At 69.9% G+C, this 16,121-nt stretch carries 18 protein-coding genes; 16 read left to right on the top strand and 2 right to left on the bottom strand.

The window, feature by feature from the left end; translation table 11 throughout:
• The 5 genes from DLJ53_RS16235 (at nucleotide 1) to DLJ53_RS16215 (ending at nucleotide 4,898) form a co-directional block, all read left to right on the top strand.
• Complete coding sequence (locus tag DLJ53_RS16235) at nucleotides 1-579, top strand: TRAP transporter small permease (protein WP_244935088.1); 579 nt, start codon at nucleotides 1-3, stop codon at nucleotides 577-579.
• Nucleotides 579-1,916: a TRAP transporter large permease gene (locus DLJ53_RS16230; RefSeq protein ID WP_111347183.1), complete on the top strand. Its 1,338-nt coding sequence runs from the start codon at nucleotides 579-581 to the stop codon at nucleotides 1,914-1,916. Before DLJ53_RS16235 ends, DLJ53_RS16230 begins: the two co-directional genes overlap by 1 nt.
• Before the next feature lie 11 nt (nucleotides 1,917-1,927).
• Complete coding sequence (locus tag DLJ53_RS16225; RefSeq protein ID WP_111347181.1) at nucleotides 1,928-3,049, top strand: 5-methyltetrahydropteroyltriglutamate--homocysteine S-methyltransferase; 1,122 nt, start codon at nucleotides 1,928-1,930, stop codon at nucleotides 3,047-3,049.
• 240 nt (nucleotides 3,050-3,289) lie between these two features.
• The gene (locus DLJ53_RS16220) at nucleotides 3,290-4,036 is read left to right on the top strand and encodes a sulfite exporter TauE/SafE family protein (protein WP_111347180.1); all 747 of its coding nucleotides are present in this window, start codon (nucleotides 3,290-3,292) and stop codon (nucleotides 4,034-4,036) included.
• Nucleotide 4,037: 1 nt separating this feature from the next.
• On the top strand, nucleotides 4,038-4,898 hold the full coding sequence (locus tag DLJ53_RS16215; protein ID WP_111347178.1) for an EamA family transporter: 861 nt from the start codon (nucleotides 4,038-4,040) through the stop codon (nucleotides 4,896-4,898).
• Nucleotides 4,899-4,906: 8 nt separating this feature from the next.
• On the opposite strand, the gene DLJ53_RS16210 is transcribed toward DLJ53_RS16215, so the two are convergent.
• Nucleotides 4,907-5,146 (bottom strand): sulfurtransferase TusA family protein, encoded by a 240-nt coding sequence (locus DLJ53_RS16210; RefSeq protein WP_111347177.1) that lies wholly within the window; start codon nucleotides 5,144-5,146, stop codon nucleotides 4,907-4,909.
• A 152-nt stretch (nucleotides 5,147-5,298) separates the two neighbouring features.
• On the opposite strand from DLJ53_RS16210, the gene DLJ53_RS16205 reads away from it, so the two are divergent.
• The 5 genes from DLJ53_RS16205 to DLJ53_RS16185 all read left to right on the top strand — a co-directional run bounded on the left by DLJ53_RS16205 (nucleotide 5,299) and on the right by DLJ53_RS16185 (nucleotide 9,885).
• A complete protein-coding gene (locus DLJ53_RS16205) occupies nucleotides 5,299-6,183 on the top strand; it encodes a formate dehydrogenase accessory sulfurtransferase FdhD (protein WP_244935087.1) in 885 nt (294 codons plus the stop codon).
• A 10-nt stretch (nucleotides 6,184-6,193) separates the two neighbouring features.
• Nucleotides 6,194-6,766: a molybdenum cofactor guanylyltransferase MobA gene (gene mobA, locus DLJ53_RS16200; RefSeq protein ID WP_244935086.1), complete on the top strand. Its 573-nt coding sequence runs from the start codon at nucleotides 6,194-6,196 to the stop codon at nucleotides 6,764-6,766.
• Entirely contained in the window at nucleotides 6,763-7,263 is a 501-nt protein-coding gene (gene mobB, locus DLJ53_RS16195; protein WP_111347172.1) for a molybdopterin-guanine dinucleotide biosynthesis protein B, read from the top strand. The genes mobA and mobB overlap by 4 nt, the downstream gene beginning before the upstream one ends.
• Nucleotides 7,260-8,504, top strand: coding sequence for a molybdopterin-binding protein (locus tag DLJ53_RS16190; RefSeq protein WP_111347171.1), 1,245 nt, complete (start codon nucleotides 7,260-7,262; stop codon nucleotides 8,502-8,504). Before mobB ends, DLJ53_RS16190 begins: the two co-directional genes overlap by 4 nt.
• Nucleotides 8,505-8,583: 79 nt before the next feature.
• A complete protein-coding gene (locus DLJ53_RS16185; protein WP_111347169.1) occupies nucleotides 8,584-9,885 on the top strand; it encodes an AmpG family muropeptide MFS transporter in 1,302 nt (433 codons plus the stop codon).
• 21 nt (nucleotides 9,886-9,906) lie between these two features.
• Here DLJ53_RS16185 and DLJ53_RS16180 read toward each other — a convergent pair whose 3' ends face one another.
• Nucleotides 9,907-10,674, bottom strand: a complete 768-nt coding sequence (locus DLJ53_RS16180; protein ID WP_111347168.1) for an ABC transporter substrate-binding protein — start codon at nucleotides 10,672-10,674, stop codon at nucleotides 9,907-9,909.
• Between the two features lie 84 nt (nucleotides 10,675-10,758).
• Between DLJ53_RS16180 and DLJ53_RS16175 the strand changes: the two genes are divergently transcribed.
• The 6 genes from DLJ53_RS16175 (at nucleotide 10,759) to DLJ53_RS16150 (ending at nucleotide 16,094) form a co-directional block, all read left to right on the top strand.
• Nucleotides 10,759-11,523 carry an aspartate dehydrogenase gene (locus DLJ53_RS16175; protein WP_111347166.1) on the top strand — a complete coding sequence of 255 codons (765 nt, stop codon included), beginning with the start codon at nucleotides 10,759-10,761 and terminating at the stop codon, nucleotides 11,521-11,523.
• Between the two features lie 191 nt (nucleotides 11,524-11,714).
• Complete coding sequence (gene rplU / locus DLJ53_RS16170; protein ID WP_111347164.1) at nucleotides 11,715-12,032, top strand: 50S ribosomal protein L21; 318 nt, start codon at nucleotides 11,715-11,717, stop codon at nucleotides 12,030-12,032.
• 76 nt (nucleotides 12,033-12,108) lie between these two features.
• A complete protein-coding gene (gene rpmA, locus DLJ53_RS16165; protein ID WP_111347163.1) occupies nucleotides 12,109-12,393 on the top strand; it encodes a 50S ribosomal protein L27 in 285 nt (94 codons plus the stop codon).
• Nucleotides 12,394-12,649: 256 nt separating this feature from the next.
• The gene (gene obgE, locus DLJ53_RS16160; protein ID WP_111347161.1) at nucleotides 12,650-13,672 is read left to right on the top strand and encodes a GTPase ObgE; all 1,023 of its coding nucleotides are present in this window, start codon (nucleotides 12,650-12,652) and stop codon (nucleotides 13,670-13,672) included.
• Nucleotides 13,660-14,820, top strand: a complete 1,161-nt coding sequence (gene proB, locus DLJ53_RS16155; RefSeq protein ID WP_111347159.1) for a glutamate 5-kinase — start codon at nucleotides 13,660-13,662, stop codon at nucleotides 14,818-14,820. Before obgE ends, proB begins: the two co-directional genes overlap by 13 nt.
• A gap of 5 nt (nucleotides 14,821-14,825) precedes the next feature.
• Nucleotides 14,826-16,094, top strand: coding sequence for a glutamate-5-semialdehyde dehydrogenase (locus DLJ53_RS16150; RefSeq protein ID WP_280525511.1), 1,269 nt, complete (start codon nucleotides 14,826-14,828; stop codon nucleotides 16,092-16,094).
• Nucleotides 16,095-16,121 lie beyond the last annotated feature (27 nt).

Genomic DNA, 16,121 nt, shown 5'->3' with positions numbered 1-16,121 from the left:
TTGCGGATCAACTTTTCAGGGTCGGGCGAGCGTCGCCCGACCAGCGGGGCCGGGCGCTTCGCCCGCGTGGCCGCCTCGGTGGTGCGCTTCTGGGCGATCCTCGGCGGCCTCACCGCGACCGCGCTCGCGCTCATGACGGCGGCGAGCGCGGTCTCGAACCTTCTGTTCTCCGCGCCGTTCGCGGCCGATCACGAGCTGATCAAGCACTTCGTCGCCATCGTCATCTTCATGTTCCTGCCGTACTGCCAGCTCGCCGGCGCCAACGTGACCGTCGACATCTTCACCGAGGGGATGGGCGACACGGCGAAGGCTCTGATGGCGGCCTTCGCGTCCCTCCTCGCCATCGCCTTCTCGCTCCTGCTCCTGCGGCAGATGTATCTCGGGCTCATCGACTACCGCCAGTACGTCGAGATCACGCCGGTGCTGAAGCTGCCGCTGTGGACCGCGTTCCCGCCGATCCTGGTCTCGCTGGCGCTGCTGTTCATCGCCGCCTGCCTCACCTTCGCCGACGCCATCCGCGCCATGCGCGGCCGCCCATCCTGGTTCGGCCCGGCGGCGGCCGAGGAGGAGGGGGCCTGATGGACAATCTCGCCCTTGGCTTCGGCGGTCTCGGCGTCCTCTTCCTCCTCATCGCGATCCGCGTGCCGATCGCCTACTCGATGATCGTCGTCGGCCTTCCCGGCACGGTGATGGCGATGCCGAAGACCGAGCTCGGCCTGCGGATCGTCTTCAACCAGCTCAAGGACCTCGGCTACGCGCAGTTCTCCAACTACGACCTCTCCGTCCTGCCGATGTTCATCCTCATGGGCGGGCTCGCCTCGCGCACTGGGCTGTCGCGCGCGCTCTTCCGGGCGGCGAACGCGTGGCTGGGGCGGATGCGCGGCGGCGTCGCGATGGCGGCCCTCGTCGGCTGCGCGGGGTTCGGCGCGCTGTGCGGCTCGTCGACGGCGACCGCCTCGACCATGGGCCAGGTCGCCCTGCCGGAGCTGAAGCGCTACAAGTTCTCCAACTCGCTCGCCACCGGCACCGTCGCCGCGGGCGGGACCCTCGGCATCCTGATCCCGCCGTCGGTGGTCCTCATCGTCTACGCGATCATCGTGGAGGCCAACATCGTCACGATGTTCGCCGCGGCGCTCATTCCGGGCATCCTCGCGCTCTTCCTCTTCATGGTGACGGTCGCGATCTACGTGCGCCTCGTGCCGGGCTCGGGCCCGGAAGGGGAGCGCGTGCCGCGCCACGAGGTCGTCGCAGCCACCCTCGGCGTCATCCCGGTGGCGGTGATCTTCGGCATCGTCATCGGCGGCATCTACGCCGGCATCTACAATCCGACGCCGGCGGCGGCGATCGGCGTCGTGCTGGTGGCGCTCTACGGCGTCGTCCATGCCGGCCTCACCTGGCGCGCGTTCATCGACGCGCTGCTGGAGACGGCACGCACCACGGGCATGATCTACCTGATCCTGTTCGGGGCCGAGCTCTTGAAGATCTTCATGGCGCGGGCGGGCGTGCCGCAGGCGGCGGCCAACTACCTGATGTCGAGCGGCCTCGGCGCGTACGAGATCCTCGCGCTGGTGATCATCGCCTTCCTGATCTTCGGCTGCCTGATGGACTCGCTGTCGATGGTGATCCTGGCGATCCCGTTCTTCTGGCCGGTGATCGCCGGCCTCGACTTCGGCCTCACGCCCTACGACACCAAGATCTGGTTCGGCATCGTCATCCTGATCGTCGTCGAGCTGGGGTTGATCACACCGCCTGTCGGACTAAACGTCTTTATCATCAACCAGTTGGCGAAGGATGTGCCGATGCGGCAGACCTTCGCCGGCGTCATGCCCTTCTTCGCCATGGAGATCGTGCGGGTGGTGCTGCTGGTCGCGTTCCCGGCGATCACGCTGCTCCTGCCGCATCTCCTATCGAACTAGCAGAGAGTGCTATGACCACGCCTCCCTATCGCGCCGACCACGTCGGCAGTCTCCTCCGCCCGAAGGCGGTCCAGGATGCCCGCAAGCGGGTCGCCGAGAACCCCGGCAGCACCGAGGCCAAGGCCGACCTCCGCGCGGCCGAGGACGTCGCCATCAAGGACCTCATCGGGATGCAGGAGGAGGTCGGCCTCAAGGCCGTCACCGACGGCGAGTGCCGCCGCTCCTTCTGGCACTTCGACTTCATGGGCGAGCTGACCGGGCTCGACATGGTCTCCTCCGACGAGGGGATCCAGTTCGCCGGGGTGCAGACCAAGGCCGTGCGGCCGACGATCACCGGAACGCTCGACTTTCCCGAGGATCACCCGCACCTCGAGCACTTCAAGTTCGTCGCGGCGAACACCTCGGTGACCCCGAAGATCTCGATCCCCGGCCCGTCCTGCGTCCATTTCCGGACCAACCCGAAGGACATCGGGCCGGCGCAGTATCAGGATGTCGACGCCTTCTGCGCGGACATCGCGAAGACCTACAGGAAGGCCGTCGACGCCTTCTACAAGGCCGGTTGCCGCTACCTGCAGATGGACGACATCTTCTTCGCCTACCTGTGCGATCCGAAGCAGCGACAGGTCCGCGCCGACATGGGCCAGGACCCGGACATGCTGATCGAGAAGTACGCGTGGATGATGCACGAGGCGATCAAGGACCGCCCGGCGGACCTCGTCATCGGCATGCACATGTGCCGCGGCAACTTCAAATCCACCCACGTCGCCGAGGGCGGCTACGACCCGGCCGCGGACGCGATCTTCAACAAGACCGGCGTCGACATCTTCTTCATGGAATACGACACCGAGCGGGCCGGCGGGCTCGCGCCGCTGCGCCTCCTGCCGAAGGGCAAGCAGCGCGTGATGCCGGGCTTCATCACCACCAAGACCGGCAAGCTGGAGGATCTCGACTGGCTGAAGGCCAAGTTCGAGGAAGCCTCGAAGTACGCCGACATCGACCAGCTCGGCATCGCCCCGCAGTGCGGCTTCTCCTCCACGGAGGAGGGCAACAACATCACCGAGGCCGAGCAGCGCGCCAAGCTGGAGCTGGTGGTGAAGACCGCCGACGCGGTCTGGGGCGGCGTCACGGCCTGAGCCGCGACCCCTCCGGGGGGCCCGGCGCGCCGTCCGGCGGCGCGATCGTCTCGCTGGGCGCGACTCCGCGCGATCATGTCGCACGAGAGGCCGCGCCGGCCTTGACGGCGCCGGGCCCGGCGGCGCCAATGGCTCCCGACGCGCAGCTGCGTGTCGGGGCTCGACCACGGCCCGAAGCCATCGCGGCACCCCTCAGGGACACGCGCCCCCGGCCGCGACGGGACACCAGAAAGGGCCGGTATGGACTACGATGCGCCGACGCTCGCCTACGTCGGCCTCGCGTTCTTCGTCTCGGGCATCATCAAGGGTGCGACGGGACTGGGCTACGCCACCTCCTGCATTCCGATGCTGGCGCTCGTCATCGGCATCAAGTCGGCGCTGCCGCTGGTGCTCGCGCCATCGGTGGCGTCGAACTTCACGCTCCTCGTCAGCACCGGGCCGATCCTGCCGACCATCCGTCGCTTCTGGCTGATGCTCGTCCTGGCGCCCGTCGGCGTCTTCCTCGGCGCGGCGCTGCTGGGGTCGGTGGACGGGGCGACGGCGGGGGCGGCGCTCGGCGTCGCGCTGATCGCCTGGTGCGCCTTCTCGTTCCGCCGCCTCGACTGGCGTCTGCCGCCCCACCTTGAGCGGCCGCTAGCCCCCGGAGTCGGATTGTCGACGGGCCTGGTGAACGGGCTCACCGGCAGTCAGGTCATGCCGCTCGCGCCGTTCGTGATGGCGCTGGAGCTGACGCCGGCGATGCTGATCCAGGTGATGAACCTCTCCTTCACGATCTCCAGCGCGGCGATGGCGACGGCGCTCACCCGCATCGGCCTGATGACCGTGCCGGCGGCGGTGGTGTCGCTCGCGGGCGTGGCGCTGTCGGTCGGCGGGGTCCGGCTCGGCGCGAGGGTGCGCCACCGGCTGCCGGAACGCACCTTCCGCCGGGGCATCCTCGTGGTGCTGACGGTGGCCGGGGCCGCGCTCATCCTGAAGGGGCTCGCGTAGGGTGGAACCGGTTCTGGCGCTCCTCGCCGTCGCGGCGGCGTTCTCGTTCGCGCTCGCGCTGGTGCTCGCCCCCTACGCGCTGCGGGGCGCGGGACCGCTGGTCGGCGGGGCGATCAGCGTGCCGACGTCCGCCGCGCTCTTCCTCCTCATCTCGCCGCTGACGGTGGACTGGTCCGCCTGGGCGATGCCGGGGGCGGCCGTATTCGCCGCGACGGGCGCGCTGTTCCCGGCGGCGGTGACGCTGCTGTCGTTCGCCAGCAACCGGCACAACGGCCCGAACCTCACCGGCGCGCTCGGGAACCTGACGCCACTCTTCGCCATCCTGATCGCCGCGATCGTGTTCGGCGACGTGCCGCGCCTGTCGCAGATGGTGGGTGTCTGCGCGATCTTCGGCGGGCTGTCGCTGCTGGCGGTGGAGCGGTGGCGCAACGTGCCGCGCGCCGCGCTGATCTTCATGGCGCTGCCGATCCTCTCGGCGATGGTGCGCGGGGCGACCCAGCCGGCGATCAAGTTCGGCATGGAGAGCTGGCCCGACCCGATGGCGGCGGTCACCATCGGCTACTGCGTCTCGGCGCTGGTGCTCCTCACGGTGCGCCTCGCCTTCGCGCCGCGGCGAGTGACGCTCGGTCGGGCGGCGGGGTGGTACATGGTCGTCGGCGTCGCCAACGGCGTCGCGGTCCTCCTCCTCTACAACGCCCTGTCGCGGGGGCCGGTCACCGTCGTCGCGCCAATCGTCGCGACCTATCCGATCTTCACCCTCGCGCTCGACCGGATCATCCACCGCTCGCGGCGGGTGACGGTGATGACCGCCGCCGGCGTCGCGATCTCCGTCTGCGGGATTATCGTCGTCCTCGCCACCTAGGCGGCCCGTCAGGGCTTGGCGATGAAGAAGGTGAGGGTGCCTTCGGCCTCGGAGGTGGCGATCAGGGTATGCCCGTCCTCCCGGCAGAAGTTGGGAACGTCGATCCGCGCGAGCGGGTCGTCGCTGACGAGACGCAGGACGGTGCCGGACGCCATCGGCTTCAGCCGCTTTCGGGCCTTCAGCACCGGCAGCGGGCAGCGTTGGCCGCGCGTGTCGCAGTCCTCGTCGAATGCGGGCGTTTCGGCCATCGCGTCAATCTCCCTGCGACCATCGCTCCCGGCGGCGGTGGGGGCGGTTGCCACCCGGGGGGCGTTCGCTTCATATCTCAATCCGGAAGGGAGCACGTCATGGCTTTGGATGCACGCCTTCGCCCGTGGGCGAGGCCGGACCGGGTGGACCGGTGAGCGAGACGATCGCCGCGCCCGGCCTCGTCATCGCGCCGGACCCCGCCGACACGCGCCTGACCCGCACCATCGAGGCGACGGACCAGACCGGCGCGCGGCAGGAGATCCGCGTCGTAGAGGAGCGGCCGCTCACCATCTTCCTCAACAGCCGCGAGATCGTCACCACGATGACGATCGGAGACTATCCCGAGTACCTCGCCCTCGGCTTCCTCAGGAACCAGGGGATGCTGCGCGCCGGCGAGACGGTGACGGGCGTCGATTTCGACGAGGAGCTCGAGACCGTCGTCGTGCGCACCGATTCGCCGACCGACTACGAGGACAAGCTGGCGAAGAAGACGCGCACGTCCGGCTGCGCCGTCGGCACGGTGTTCGGCGACATGATGGAGGGGCTGGAGAACCTCACCCTGCCGGACACCGAGGTGCGCACCTCCTGGCTCTACGCGCTCGCCAGGACCATCAACACGATGCCGAGCCTTTACCTCGAGGCGGGCGCCATCCACGGCACGGTGCTGTGCCGGCAGGACGTGCCGCTCGTCTACATGGAGGATGTCGGCCGCCACAACGCGGTGGACAAGATCGCCGGCTACATGCTGGCGAAGAGCGAGGGCGCGGCGGACAAGATCCTCTACACCACCGGCCGCCTCACCTCGGAGATGGTCATCAAGACGGCGCTGATGGGGATCCCGGTGCTCGCCTCTCGCTCCGGCTTCACCGCCTGGGGTGTCGAGATCGCGCGGGACGTCGGGCTGACGCTGATCGGCCGGATGCGGGGCGAGCGGTTCATGTGCGTCTCCGGCGAGCATCGCCTGACGCGGGACGCCGACATCCGCCAGGTGGCGACCGAAGATCCGCGGCACCGCCGCAAGGGGGGCCGCGATTAACGTCCCAGGAGTGATCCTTGCCGGCGGGCTGTCGCGCCGCATGGGCGGGGGCAACAAGTGGCTGCTGCCGCTCGGCGGTCGCCCGGTGCTGTCCCACGTGGTCGAGCGTCTCGCCCCGCAGGTCAGCGCCATGGCGCTCAACGCGAACGACATCCCGGACGGTGTCGCGACGGACCTCCCCGTCATCGCCGACACCGTGCCGGACCGGCCGGGACCGCTGGCCGGGATCCTCGCCGCGATGGAGTGGGCGGCGGGGCAGGGCGCCTCCCACGTCGTCACCGTCGCGGCGGATACGCCCTTCTTCCCGGAGGACCTTGTCGTCCGGCTCGCGGCCGAGGCGGATGCGACGGGTGCGCCCATCGTCCTCGCCGCCACCCGCGAGGACGGACGGCGTCACCCGACGTTCGGCCTCTGGTCGGTGGCGCTCGCCGCGGACCTCGGGGAGGCGCTTGCCGCCGGGACGCGCAAGATCGTCCTGTGGACCGACGCGCACGGCGCCGTCAGCGCCATGTTCGACGGCGATCCGTTCTTCAATCTCAACACCCCGGAGGACCTGGCGAGGGCGGAGGCGATGGTCGCGTGAAGGTGTTCGGCGTTGTGGGCTGGAAGAACTCCGGCAAGACGACCCTGGTCGAGCGCCTGGTCACGGAGATCACCGCGCGCGGCCTGACGGTCTCGACCATCAAGCGGGCCCACCACCGGGTCGATGTCGACCAGGAGGGCACCGATTCCTGGCGTCACCGCGCGGCGGGCGCCAGGGAAGTGATGCTCGCGTCCTCCACCCGCTGGGCGCTGATGCACGAGCTCGGGGACGAGGAGGAGCCGCCGCTCGACGGCCTCCTCGCAAGGATGACGCCGGTGGACCTCGTCATCGTCGAGGGGTTCAAGCGGAGCCGGCACGACAAGCTCGAGGTGCACCGCGCCGAGAGCGGCGGGACGCTGCTCGCCCGCGAGGACGCCACCGTGCGTGCCATCGCCACCGACACGGCGCTGCCCGACCTGGGCCGCCCGGTCCTGTCGCTCGACGACGTCGCGGGGATCGCCGACCTCATCCTCGCCGAGACGGGGCTCGGACGTTGACCGGCCGCCTCCCCAACGACTGCTTCGCGCTGCCGCCCGGTGTCGACTGGACGCCGGTGGACGAGGCTTTGGCGCGTCTGGGCGAACGGCTCGCCCCGGTGACGGGCGTCGAGCGGGTGGACCTCGCGTCGGCAGCGGGGCGCTTTCTGGCCGAGGACGTCGCCGCGCGCCGCGCCAACCCGGCCGCCAGCAACTCCGCCGTGGACGGCTACGGCTTCGCGCGAGAAGGGGCGAGCGGCACGATGCGGCTCCTCGCCGGACGCGCCGCCGCGGGCGAGCCCTTCGCCGGGGTGGTTCCGCCGGGCGCCGCGGTGCGCATCCTGACCGGTGCCGCGCTCCCGGAGGGGGTGGACACGGTCGTGATGCAGGAGGACGCAACGGTGGGTGAGGGGACGGTCACACTCGTCGCCCTCCCGAAGGCGGGCGCCAATACGCGCCGGGCCGGGGAGGACATGACGCCGGGTCAGACGATCCTCTCCGCCGGACACCGCCTCCGGCCGCAGGACGTCGCCCTCCTCGCCGCCGCCGGCCACGGCGAGGTGGCGGTGCGCGAGCGGCTGCGGGTGGCCGTGCTGTCCACCGGGGACGAGATCCTGCCGCCCGGCGCGCCCGCCGAGCCGCATCAGGTCTACGACGCCAACCGGCCGATGCTGCTCGCCCAGATCGCCGCGTGGGGTTTCGTGCCGGTCGACCTCGGCCACGCCGCCGACGATCCGGACGAGGTTCGCGCCCGGCTCGACGCCGGCGCGGCGGAGGCGGACGTCATACTCACCTCCGGCGGCGCCTCGACGGGGGACGAGGACCACGTGTCCGCGCTACTGACGCGCGAGGGCAGCTTCGCGGAATGGCGGATCGCGGTGAAACCGGGCCGTCCGCTGGCGATGGCGATGTGGCGCGGCGTCCCGGTGTTCGGACTGCCGGGCAATCCCGTGGCGGCCTTCGTCTGCACTCTGGTCTTCGCCGCGCCCGCGTTCCGGCGCCTCGCGGGCGGCGACTGGCGGCTTCCCGCCGGGTGGATGGTCCCGGCGGCCTTCGCCAAGAACAAGAAGCGCGGGCGGCGGGAGTACCTGCGCGCCCGCATCGACGCGGACGGCGCGGCGGAGGTTTTCCGCTCGGAGGGTTCGGGCCTCGTCACCGGGCTCACCTGGTCAGACGGGCTCGTCGAGCTGCCGGACGACGGCGTCTCGATCACCCCCGGCACGCCGGTCCGCTTCATCCCCTACACCGCGTTCGCCCCCTGAGACCGGACCGGTCAGCGGACGGTGGACGAGCGCGCCTGACGGCTGGCGGCCGGAACCCGGGACGTAGAAGCATGCGAGCATGACCGACGCTGAGACACACCGCGACGGCTGGAGGAGCGCGCTCGCCGTCTATACGAGCCGCCGCCAGCTCGTCATCTTCCTGATGGGCTTCTCCAGCGGGCTGCCGCTGCTGCTCGGCTTCTCGACGCTCTCCTTCTGGCTGCGGGAGGCGGACGTCAGCCTCGCGGCCATCGGCGGGCTGCTGACGGTCGCCACGCCCTACAGCCTCAAGTTCCTGTGGGCGCCGCTCCTCGACCATGTACGCCTGCCGTACGTGACCGGCTGGCTGGGCCTGCGGCGCGGGTGGCTCCTGGTGGTGCAGCTTCTCCTGATGGTCTCCATCGTGGTGGTGGGGCAGGCCGCGCCGCCCGAGGGCCTTGGCTTCCTCGCCATGGCGGCGCTGGTGATGGCCTTCCTTTCCGCGACACAGGACATCGTCGTCGACGCCTACCGCATCGAGATCCTCGACGAGAGCGAGCAGGGCGCCGGCGCGGCGATGACACAGGCTGGCTACCGCGTCGGCATGCTCGCCTCCGGCGCGGGCGCGCTGGCGCTCGCCGACTTCATGACCTGGGACGGGGTCTACGCCATCATGGCGGGGCTGATCCTCGTCGGCATCGCCGGCACGCTGATCGCCGACGAGCCGCTGAACCGCCGTCCGCCGCCGCCCGACAAGCCGCTCGCCTTCCTGCGCCACGCCACGCTCGACCCGCTGAAGGACTTCGCGACGCGCAAGGGCTGGGTGCTGATCCTCGCCTTCGTGCTGCTCTACAAGTACGGCGACTCGGTCGCTGGCGCGATGGCGAACCCGTTCTACGTGGACCTCGGCTTCAGCGGGGTGGAGATCGCCAGCGTCACCAAGGTGTTCGGCGTCGTCATGACGATGGTCGGCGTCTTCGTCGGCGGGGCGCTGGTGGCGCGCATCGGGATCCTCCCGGCGCTTGCCGTCGGCGGCGTCCTGCAGGCTGCGACGAACCTCACCTTCGCCTGGCTCGCGACGCGCGGCCACGACATGACGGCGCTCGCCGTCGCGGTCGGGGCAGATAATTTCACCGGGGGGTTGGGATCGGCCGCGTTCGTCGCGTACCTCTCCTCGCTCTGCAACCTCGCCTTCACGGCGACGCAGTACGCGCTGCTGACGTCGCTGATGGCGTTCGGGCGGACGATGCTCGCCGCCTCGTCGGGCTGGCTGGCCGAATCGCTCGGCTGGTCGGGCTTCTTCACCGCGACGGCGCTGTTCGCGATCCCGGCGCTGGTGCTGCTGTGGTTCCTGTCGCGGATCTACGCCCCGCCGGTCCCGAAGGAGGCGCCCGCCGGCTGAGCGCGGCGGACGCGGGCGGCATCAGTCGCCGTAGACGTCGAAGTCGAAGTACTTCGCCTGGATCTCGGCGTACTTGCCGTTCTCCCGGATGGCGGTGATCGCCTTGTTGAACTTGTCGACGAGCTCGGTCTCGCCCTCGCGCACGGCGATGCCGGCGCCCTGACCGTTGATCTCCGGATCCGGCGTCAGGGTCGCGAGGATCTTGCAGCAGTCGCCGTCCTCGCTCTTCAGCCAGTCGGAGAGGACGACCACGTCGTCGATGGCGGCGTCGATGCGGCCGGAGGCGAGGTCGAGCTTGTACTCCTCGGGCGTGCCGTAGCGGCGGAGCTCCGTGTCGGGGAAGTACTTCGCGGCGTAGTTCGCGTGGGTGGTGGAGGACTGGGCACCCATGATGACGTCGGCGAGCGCCTCGGGGGTCGCCTCGGTCAGGTCCGAGTCCTTCGGCACGGCGATCGCCGGCGGCGTGTTGTAGTACTTGTTGGTGAAGTCGACGACCTCGTCACGCTCCGGCGTGATCGACATGGAGGCGATGATCGCGTCGAACTTGCCGGCGCGCAGGGCCGGAATGATGCCGTCCCAGTCCTGGGCGACGAACGTGCACTCGGCGTTCATCTCCTCGCAGAGGGCCTTGGCGATATCGACGTCGAAGCCGATGAGGTTGCGGTCTGAATCGTAGTAGTTAAACGGGGGGTAGGCGCCTTCCGTACCGATCTTCAACTGCATCTTGTCCTGCGCGGCGACGGGACCCGCGAGCACCAGGGCCGTCATCGCGATAAGGATACGTTTCATGCGTTCTCTCCTCCAACTTATGCCGCATCATGGCGGTTGGACGGTTTCATGCAAGCTGCATGACAACCCCCGGAGGGCCGTGTCGTGAGGGTGGCGATCATCGGCCGCGGGCCCATCGCGCAGTATATCGCCGAACACCTGAAACCGCCGCTCGCGCTGGCGCAGATGCTGCTGCGCCCCGGCGCGGAAGCCCCCCTCGATGTCCCGGCGGTGAGCGACGCGCGCGACGTCGACGCCGACGTCGTCGCCGACTGCGCCGGGATGGACGGCCTGCGCGCCCACGGCCCCGCGCTGCTCGAGGCCGGCCACCGGGTGTTCACGCTGTCGGCCGCGGCCTTCGCCGACGCCGCGCTCGCCGAATCGCTCGTCGCGGCGGCCGAGCGGGGCGGGGGGCGAATCATCCTCGCCGCCGGCGCGATCGGCGCCATCGACACCCTGTCGGCCGCGAAGGTCGGTGGGCTGACCGCCGTCCGCTACACCGGCCGCAAGCCTCCGGCAGGTTGGGCGGGAACGCCGGCGGAGCGATTCGGCCTCAAGTCGCTCACCGAGCCGCTCGTCCATTTCGAGGGCAACGCCCGGGACGCGGCGCTCGCCTACCCCAAGAACGCCAACGTGGCGGCGACAGTGGCCCTCGCCGGAATCGGCTTCGAGGCGACGACGGTGCGCCTGATCGCCGACCCCGGCGTCGCCGCCAACACCCACACTCTCGAGGCGGAAGGGGCGTTCGGCCGCTTCTCGGCGACGTTCGAGGCAGCGCCGCTCCCCGGCAATCCCCGCTCGTCCGGCCTCGCGGCGATGAGCCTTCTGCGTGCGCTCGAGAGCGAGGTCGCGTGCGTTCGCATCGTTTGATCGCAATGTCACACAAAGTGAATAGAGAGGTTTCAAAACTTCTCCATCATAAGCCCACGCCGCTTGACGCAAGGGCGACGAGGCCGTACATGCACGCGTCCTAAGTCCAGTTCCCGCATGCGCTGCGCCTCGAGAATCGACGCAGAGCAGGGCGGGCAATTGCGCGTGGCGTGGGCCGAACGAGAGGGAATATGTTCGCGGTAATCAAGACCGGCGGCAAGCAGTACAAAGTGTCGCCTGGGGACGAGCTGAAGGTCGAAACCGTCGATGGTTCGGCCGGTGACTCGATCTCGTTCGACGACGTCCTCATGGTCGGTGACGGCGACAGTCTTTCCGTCGGCGCACCGCATGTCTCGGGCGCGTCGGTGAAGGCGGAGATCGTCGACCATGTGCGCGCCCGCAAGATCATCATCTTCAAGAAGCGCCGCCGGCAGAATTCGCGCCGTCGCAACGGCCATCGGCAGCCTCTGACGCTGGTGCGTATCACCGACATCCAGGCGAGCGCCTGAGTCGTAAATTGTTCGGAGTTTTGAGCTCCGTTCGTTGTCCTGGGGCGGATGCCCCGAATTAGTTCAAGAGATCGACATGGCTCATAAGAAGGCTGGCGGCTCCTCACGCAACGGTCGTGATACAGCGGGCCGACGCCTCGGGTTCAAGAAGTTCGGCGGTGAAGCCGTTGAACCCGGCAACATCATTGTTCGTCAGCGTGGCACGCGCTGGCACGCTGGCGATAACGTCGGAATGGGCAAGGATCACACCCTGTTCGCCCTGACCGAAGGCTACGTCGCGTTCCGCAAGCGCCTCGGCCGGACCTTCGTGTCCGTGACCACGCAGCGCGCGACCGGCGACGTCCCGGCTGCGGCCGAGTAAGCGTCGACGGACCAAACCACATCACAACCAGGTCGGCGCGGCGTGTCCATCGGGCCGCGCGTCGCCCCTGGTCCGGCGTCGGGGCACTCCGGTGTCCCGCTGATCGGACCGTAACTCAGGCCGGCCACAACGGCCGCACTGGACATGCAGCGCGGGTGATCCGGCCCCTGCAGTTCAACGCGGACGACGGCTGCCCCCTTTCCAGAGGGCAACGTCTGCGCGAGAAGTCGTTGGCGCGGCAAGCGGGTCGACGACTATGAAATTTCTCGATCAAGCCAAAATCTACGTGCGCTCCGGGAACGGCGGCAACGGCGCTGTGTCGTTCCGGCGGGAGAAGTTCATCGAGCACGGCGGTCCCGACGGCGGCGACGGCGGGCGGGGCGGCGACGTGTGGGTCGAGGCCGTCGAAGGCCTGAACACCCTCATCGACTTCCGCTACCAGCAGCATTTCCGGGCCGGCGCCGGCGACGGCGGCTCCGGCCGCAACCGCACGGGTGCCGACGGCAAGGACGCGGTGCTGCGTGTGCCGGTCGGTACCGTCGTCCTGTCCGAGGACAAGGAGCGCGTGCTCGCCGACATGACCGCGGCGGGCCAGCGCGTGCGCCTTCTGAAGGGCGGCAACGGCGGCTTCGGCAACCAGCGCTTCAAGTCGTCGACCAATCAGGCCCCCCGGCACGCCAACCCTGGCCTCCAGGGCGAGGAGCTGGCCATCTGGCTGCGCCTCAAGCTGATCGCCGACGCCGGTCTGGTCGGCCTTCCCAACGCCGGCAAGTCGACCTTCCTTTCGGCCGTTTCGGCCGCGAAGCCCAAAGTCGCGGACTATCCGTTCACGACGCTGCATCCCCACCTCGGCATCGCGACCGTCGACACGCGCCGCATCGTGATCGCCGACATCCCGGGCCTCATCGAGGGGGCGAGCGAGGGGATCGGCATCGGCGACCGCTTCCTCGGCCACATCGAGCGCTGCGCGGTCCTCCTGCACCTCGTCGACGGCACGTCGGACGACGTCGTCGGCGACTTCCAGACCGTCGACCGCGAGCTGGAGCTCTACGGGGCCGACCTCGTCGACAAGCCGCGCGTGGTCGCTCTTTCCAAGGCGGATGCGACGTTGGACGCCGAGGACAAGCGCGCCGCGCTCGCCGAGGCGTGCGGCCACGAGGTGATGCTGATCTCCGCCGCGACGGGGCAGGGGGTGACCGACGTCCTGCGCGCTCTCGCCCGCGTCATCCGCAACGAGCGGACGGACGACACGCCCGAGGAGCCGACATGGCAGCCCTGAGCGCTCCCGCCGAGGCGGTCAACCGGGGCCGCCTGTCGTCGGCACGACGCATCGTCGTCAAGCTGGGCTCGGCGCTCATCGTCGGCGAGAACGGCGTGCGCCGCGATTGGCTGGCGACGCTCGCTGCGGACCTTGCCAAGCTGCACGCCCATTCCGAGGTCGTCGTCGTCTCCTCCGGCGCGATCGCGCTGGGCCGCGGACCGATCGGCTATGGCCTTCGCCCGCTCCGCCTCGAGGAAAACCAGGCCGCCGCCGCCGTCGGACAGATCGCACTGGCGGCGGAATGGTCGGCGGCGCTGGCCGCAGAGGGCATGCGCGCGGCCCAGGTCCTTCTGACCCTGCGCGACACAGAGGAGCGGCGCTCCTACCTCAACGCCCGCTCGACGATTGCCGAGCTCATCCGCGCCCGCGTCGTGCCGGTGATCAACGAGAACGACACCATCGCGACCAGCGAGATCCGCTATGGCGACAACGACCGCCTCGCGGCGCGCGTCGCGACGATGATCTCCGCCGACTGTCTCGTCCTCCTGTCCGACGTGGACGGTCTCTACACCGCGCCGCCCGCGACGGACCCGGCGGCGAGCTTCATCCCCGAGGTGCCGCACCTCACGGACGAGATCTGGGCGATGGCGGGCGATGCCGGCTCGGCGCTGTCGCGCGGCGGCATGAAGACCAAGATCGACGCCGCGCGGATCGCGACCGAGGCCGGCGTGACGATGGTCATCGCCTCCGGCCGGGTGAACCACCCCCTCGCGAGCGTCGACGACGGCGGCCGCGCGACATGGTTCCGGCCGCGATCCGACCCCAGGACGGCCCGCAAGGTCTGGATCGCCGGGTCGCTCCAGACGACCGGGTCCCTGCAACTCGACGAGGGCGCGGTCGCCGCGGTGCGGGCCGGGCGCAGTCTCCTTCCAGCCGGCGTAATCGCCGTCGAAGGGGACTTCGCGCGGGGGGACGCGGTGCGGCTCCTCGACGCCAGCGGCCGCGAGTTCGGCCGCGGCCTGGTGGCGTACGACGCCCAGGATGCGCGCTTGATCGCAGGGCAGAAAACGCGAACTATCGCCGAGCGCGTGGGTCCACGCATGCGCCGAACCATGGTTCATCGGGACGACATGGCGCTGGACGCGGCGCCACCGGAGGCATTGTGACCGTCATTCCTCTTACGCGCGACACGCTCGACACCGACGCTCTCGTCGCCGAGATGGGACGAAAGGCAAGGGCGGCGCAGTCCACGCTCGCCGTGACGCCGTCCGGGTCCAAGCGCGCCGCGCTGGCGGCGATGGCGACGGAGGTGCGACGCTCGGTGGAGGCGATCCTTCAGGCGAACGCCGCGGACCTTATCGACATGGACGCGGCGAGCGCGTTCCGCGACCGCGCCATGCTGAGCGCCGACAGGATCGAGGCCATGGCCGCCGCCATCGAGGCGGTCGCGGACCTGCCGGACCCTGTCGGCCGGGTGCTCGCGTCGTGGGAGCGGCCCAACGGCCTCCGGATCGACCGCGTCGCGACCCCGCTCGGCGTCGTCGGCGTCATCTACGAGAGCCGCCCGAACGTCACCGCGGACGCCGCGTCCCTGTGCGTGATGGCAGGCAACGCCGTGATCCTGCGGTCCGGTTCCGAGACGCTCCGCTCGGCGACCGCGGTCGCCGACTGCCTGCGCCGTGGACTGGCAGCCGCGGGTCTGCCGCAGGATGCGGTTCAACTGATCCCGACGAAGGATCGCTCCGCCGTCGGGGCAATGCTGGCAGGCGCGCACGGCGGCATCGACGTGATCGTCCCGCGCGGTGGGCGTTCCCTCGTGGAGCGCGTCCAGTCCGAGGCGCGCGTGCCGGTTTTCGCCCACCTTGAGGGGCTCTGCCACGTCTTCATCCACGCCGCGGCGAACCTTCAGATGGCGAGGGACATCGTCGTCAACGCGAAGATGCGTCGAACCGGCATCTGCGGCGCGGCGGAAACGCTGCTGGTCGACTCTGCCTGTGCGGCGACACACCTCCCGGTCCTTGCCGCGGCCCTCGACGACGCCGGCTGCGAGCTTCGCGGCGACGCCCGCGCGCAGGCGATCGCACCGATGGCGGCCGCCACGGAGGAGGACTTCGCCACCGAATATCTCGCTCCGGTGATCTCCATCGCCGTCGTCGACGGGCTGGAGGGCGCGCTCGCTCACATCGCGCGCTACTCCTCCCACCACACAGATGCGATCGTCACCGAGGACGCCTCCGTGGCCGAGCGCTTCCTCGCCGAGGTCGACTCGGCGATCGTCATGGTCAATGCCTCGACCCAGTTCGCCGATGGAGGCGAATTCGGCATGGGCGCCGAGATCGGCATCGCCACAGGGCGGATGCACGCGCGCGGCCCTGTGGGGGTGGAGCAGCTGACGACGTTCAAGTACCAGGTCCGCGGAGCCGGCCAGACCCGCCCGTGAATTGCCCTCCGTCGATAAGGCCGGCGG

Source organism: Acuticoccus sediminis, from assembly GCF_003258595.1.
Lineage (GTDB): Bacteria > Pseudomonadota > Alphaproteobacteria > Rhizobiales > Amorphaceae > Acuticoccus > Acuticoccus sediminis.
This window is presented reverse-complemented; position numbering and strand designations above follow the sequence as displayed.

What these genes read in the sequence shown, in the direction of transcription:
- proB (WP_111347159.1), top strand. Translation starts at nt 13,660, where the DNA reads ATGGCAGCCCTGAGCGCTCCCGCCGAGGCGGTCAACCGGGGCCGCCTG.
- rplU (WP_111347164.1), top strand. Translation starts at nt 11,715, where the DNA reads ATGTTCGCGGTAATCAAGACCGGCGGCAAGCAGTACAAAGTGTCGCCT.
- DLJ53_RS16225 (WP_111347181.1), top strand. Translation starts at nt 1,928, where the DNA reads ATGACCACGCCTCCCTATCGCGCCGACCACGTCGGCAGTCTCCTCCGC.
- DLJ53_RS16230 (WP_111347183.1), top strand. Translation starts at nt 579, where the DNA reads ATGGACAATCTCGCCCTTGGCTTCGGCGGTCTCGGCGTCCTCTTCCTC.
- DLJ53_RS16220 (WP_111347180.1), top strand. Translation starts at nt 3,290, where the DNA reads ATGGACTACGATGCGCCGACGCTCGCCTACGTCGGCCTCGCGTTCTTC.
- DLJ53_RS16210 (WP_111347177.1), bottom strand. Translation starts at nt 5,146, where the DNA reads ATGGCCGAAACGCCCGCATTCGACGAGGACTGCGACACGCGCGGCCAA.
- rpmA (WP_111347163.1), top strand. Translation starts at nt 12,109, where the DNA reads ATGGCTCATAAGAAGGCTGGCGGCTCCTCACGCAACGGTCGTGATACA.
- obgE (WP_111347161.1), top strand. Translation starts at nt 12,650, where the DNA reads ATGAAATTTCTCGATCAAGCCAAAATCTACGTGCGCTCCGGGAACGGC.
- DLJ53_RS16185 (WP_111347169.1), top strand. Translation starts at nt 8,584, where the DNA reads ATGACCGACGCTGAGACACACCGCGACGGCTGGAGGAGCGCGCTCGCC.
- DLJ53_RS16180 (WP_111347168.1), bottom strand. Translation starts at nt 10,674, where the DNA reads ATGAAACGTATCCTTATCGCGATGACGGCCCTGGTGCTCGCGGGTCCC.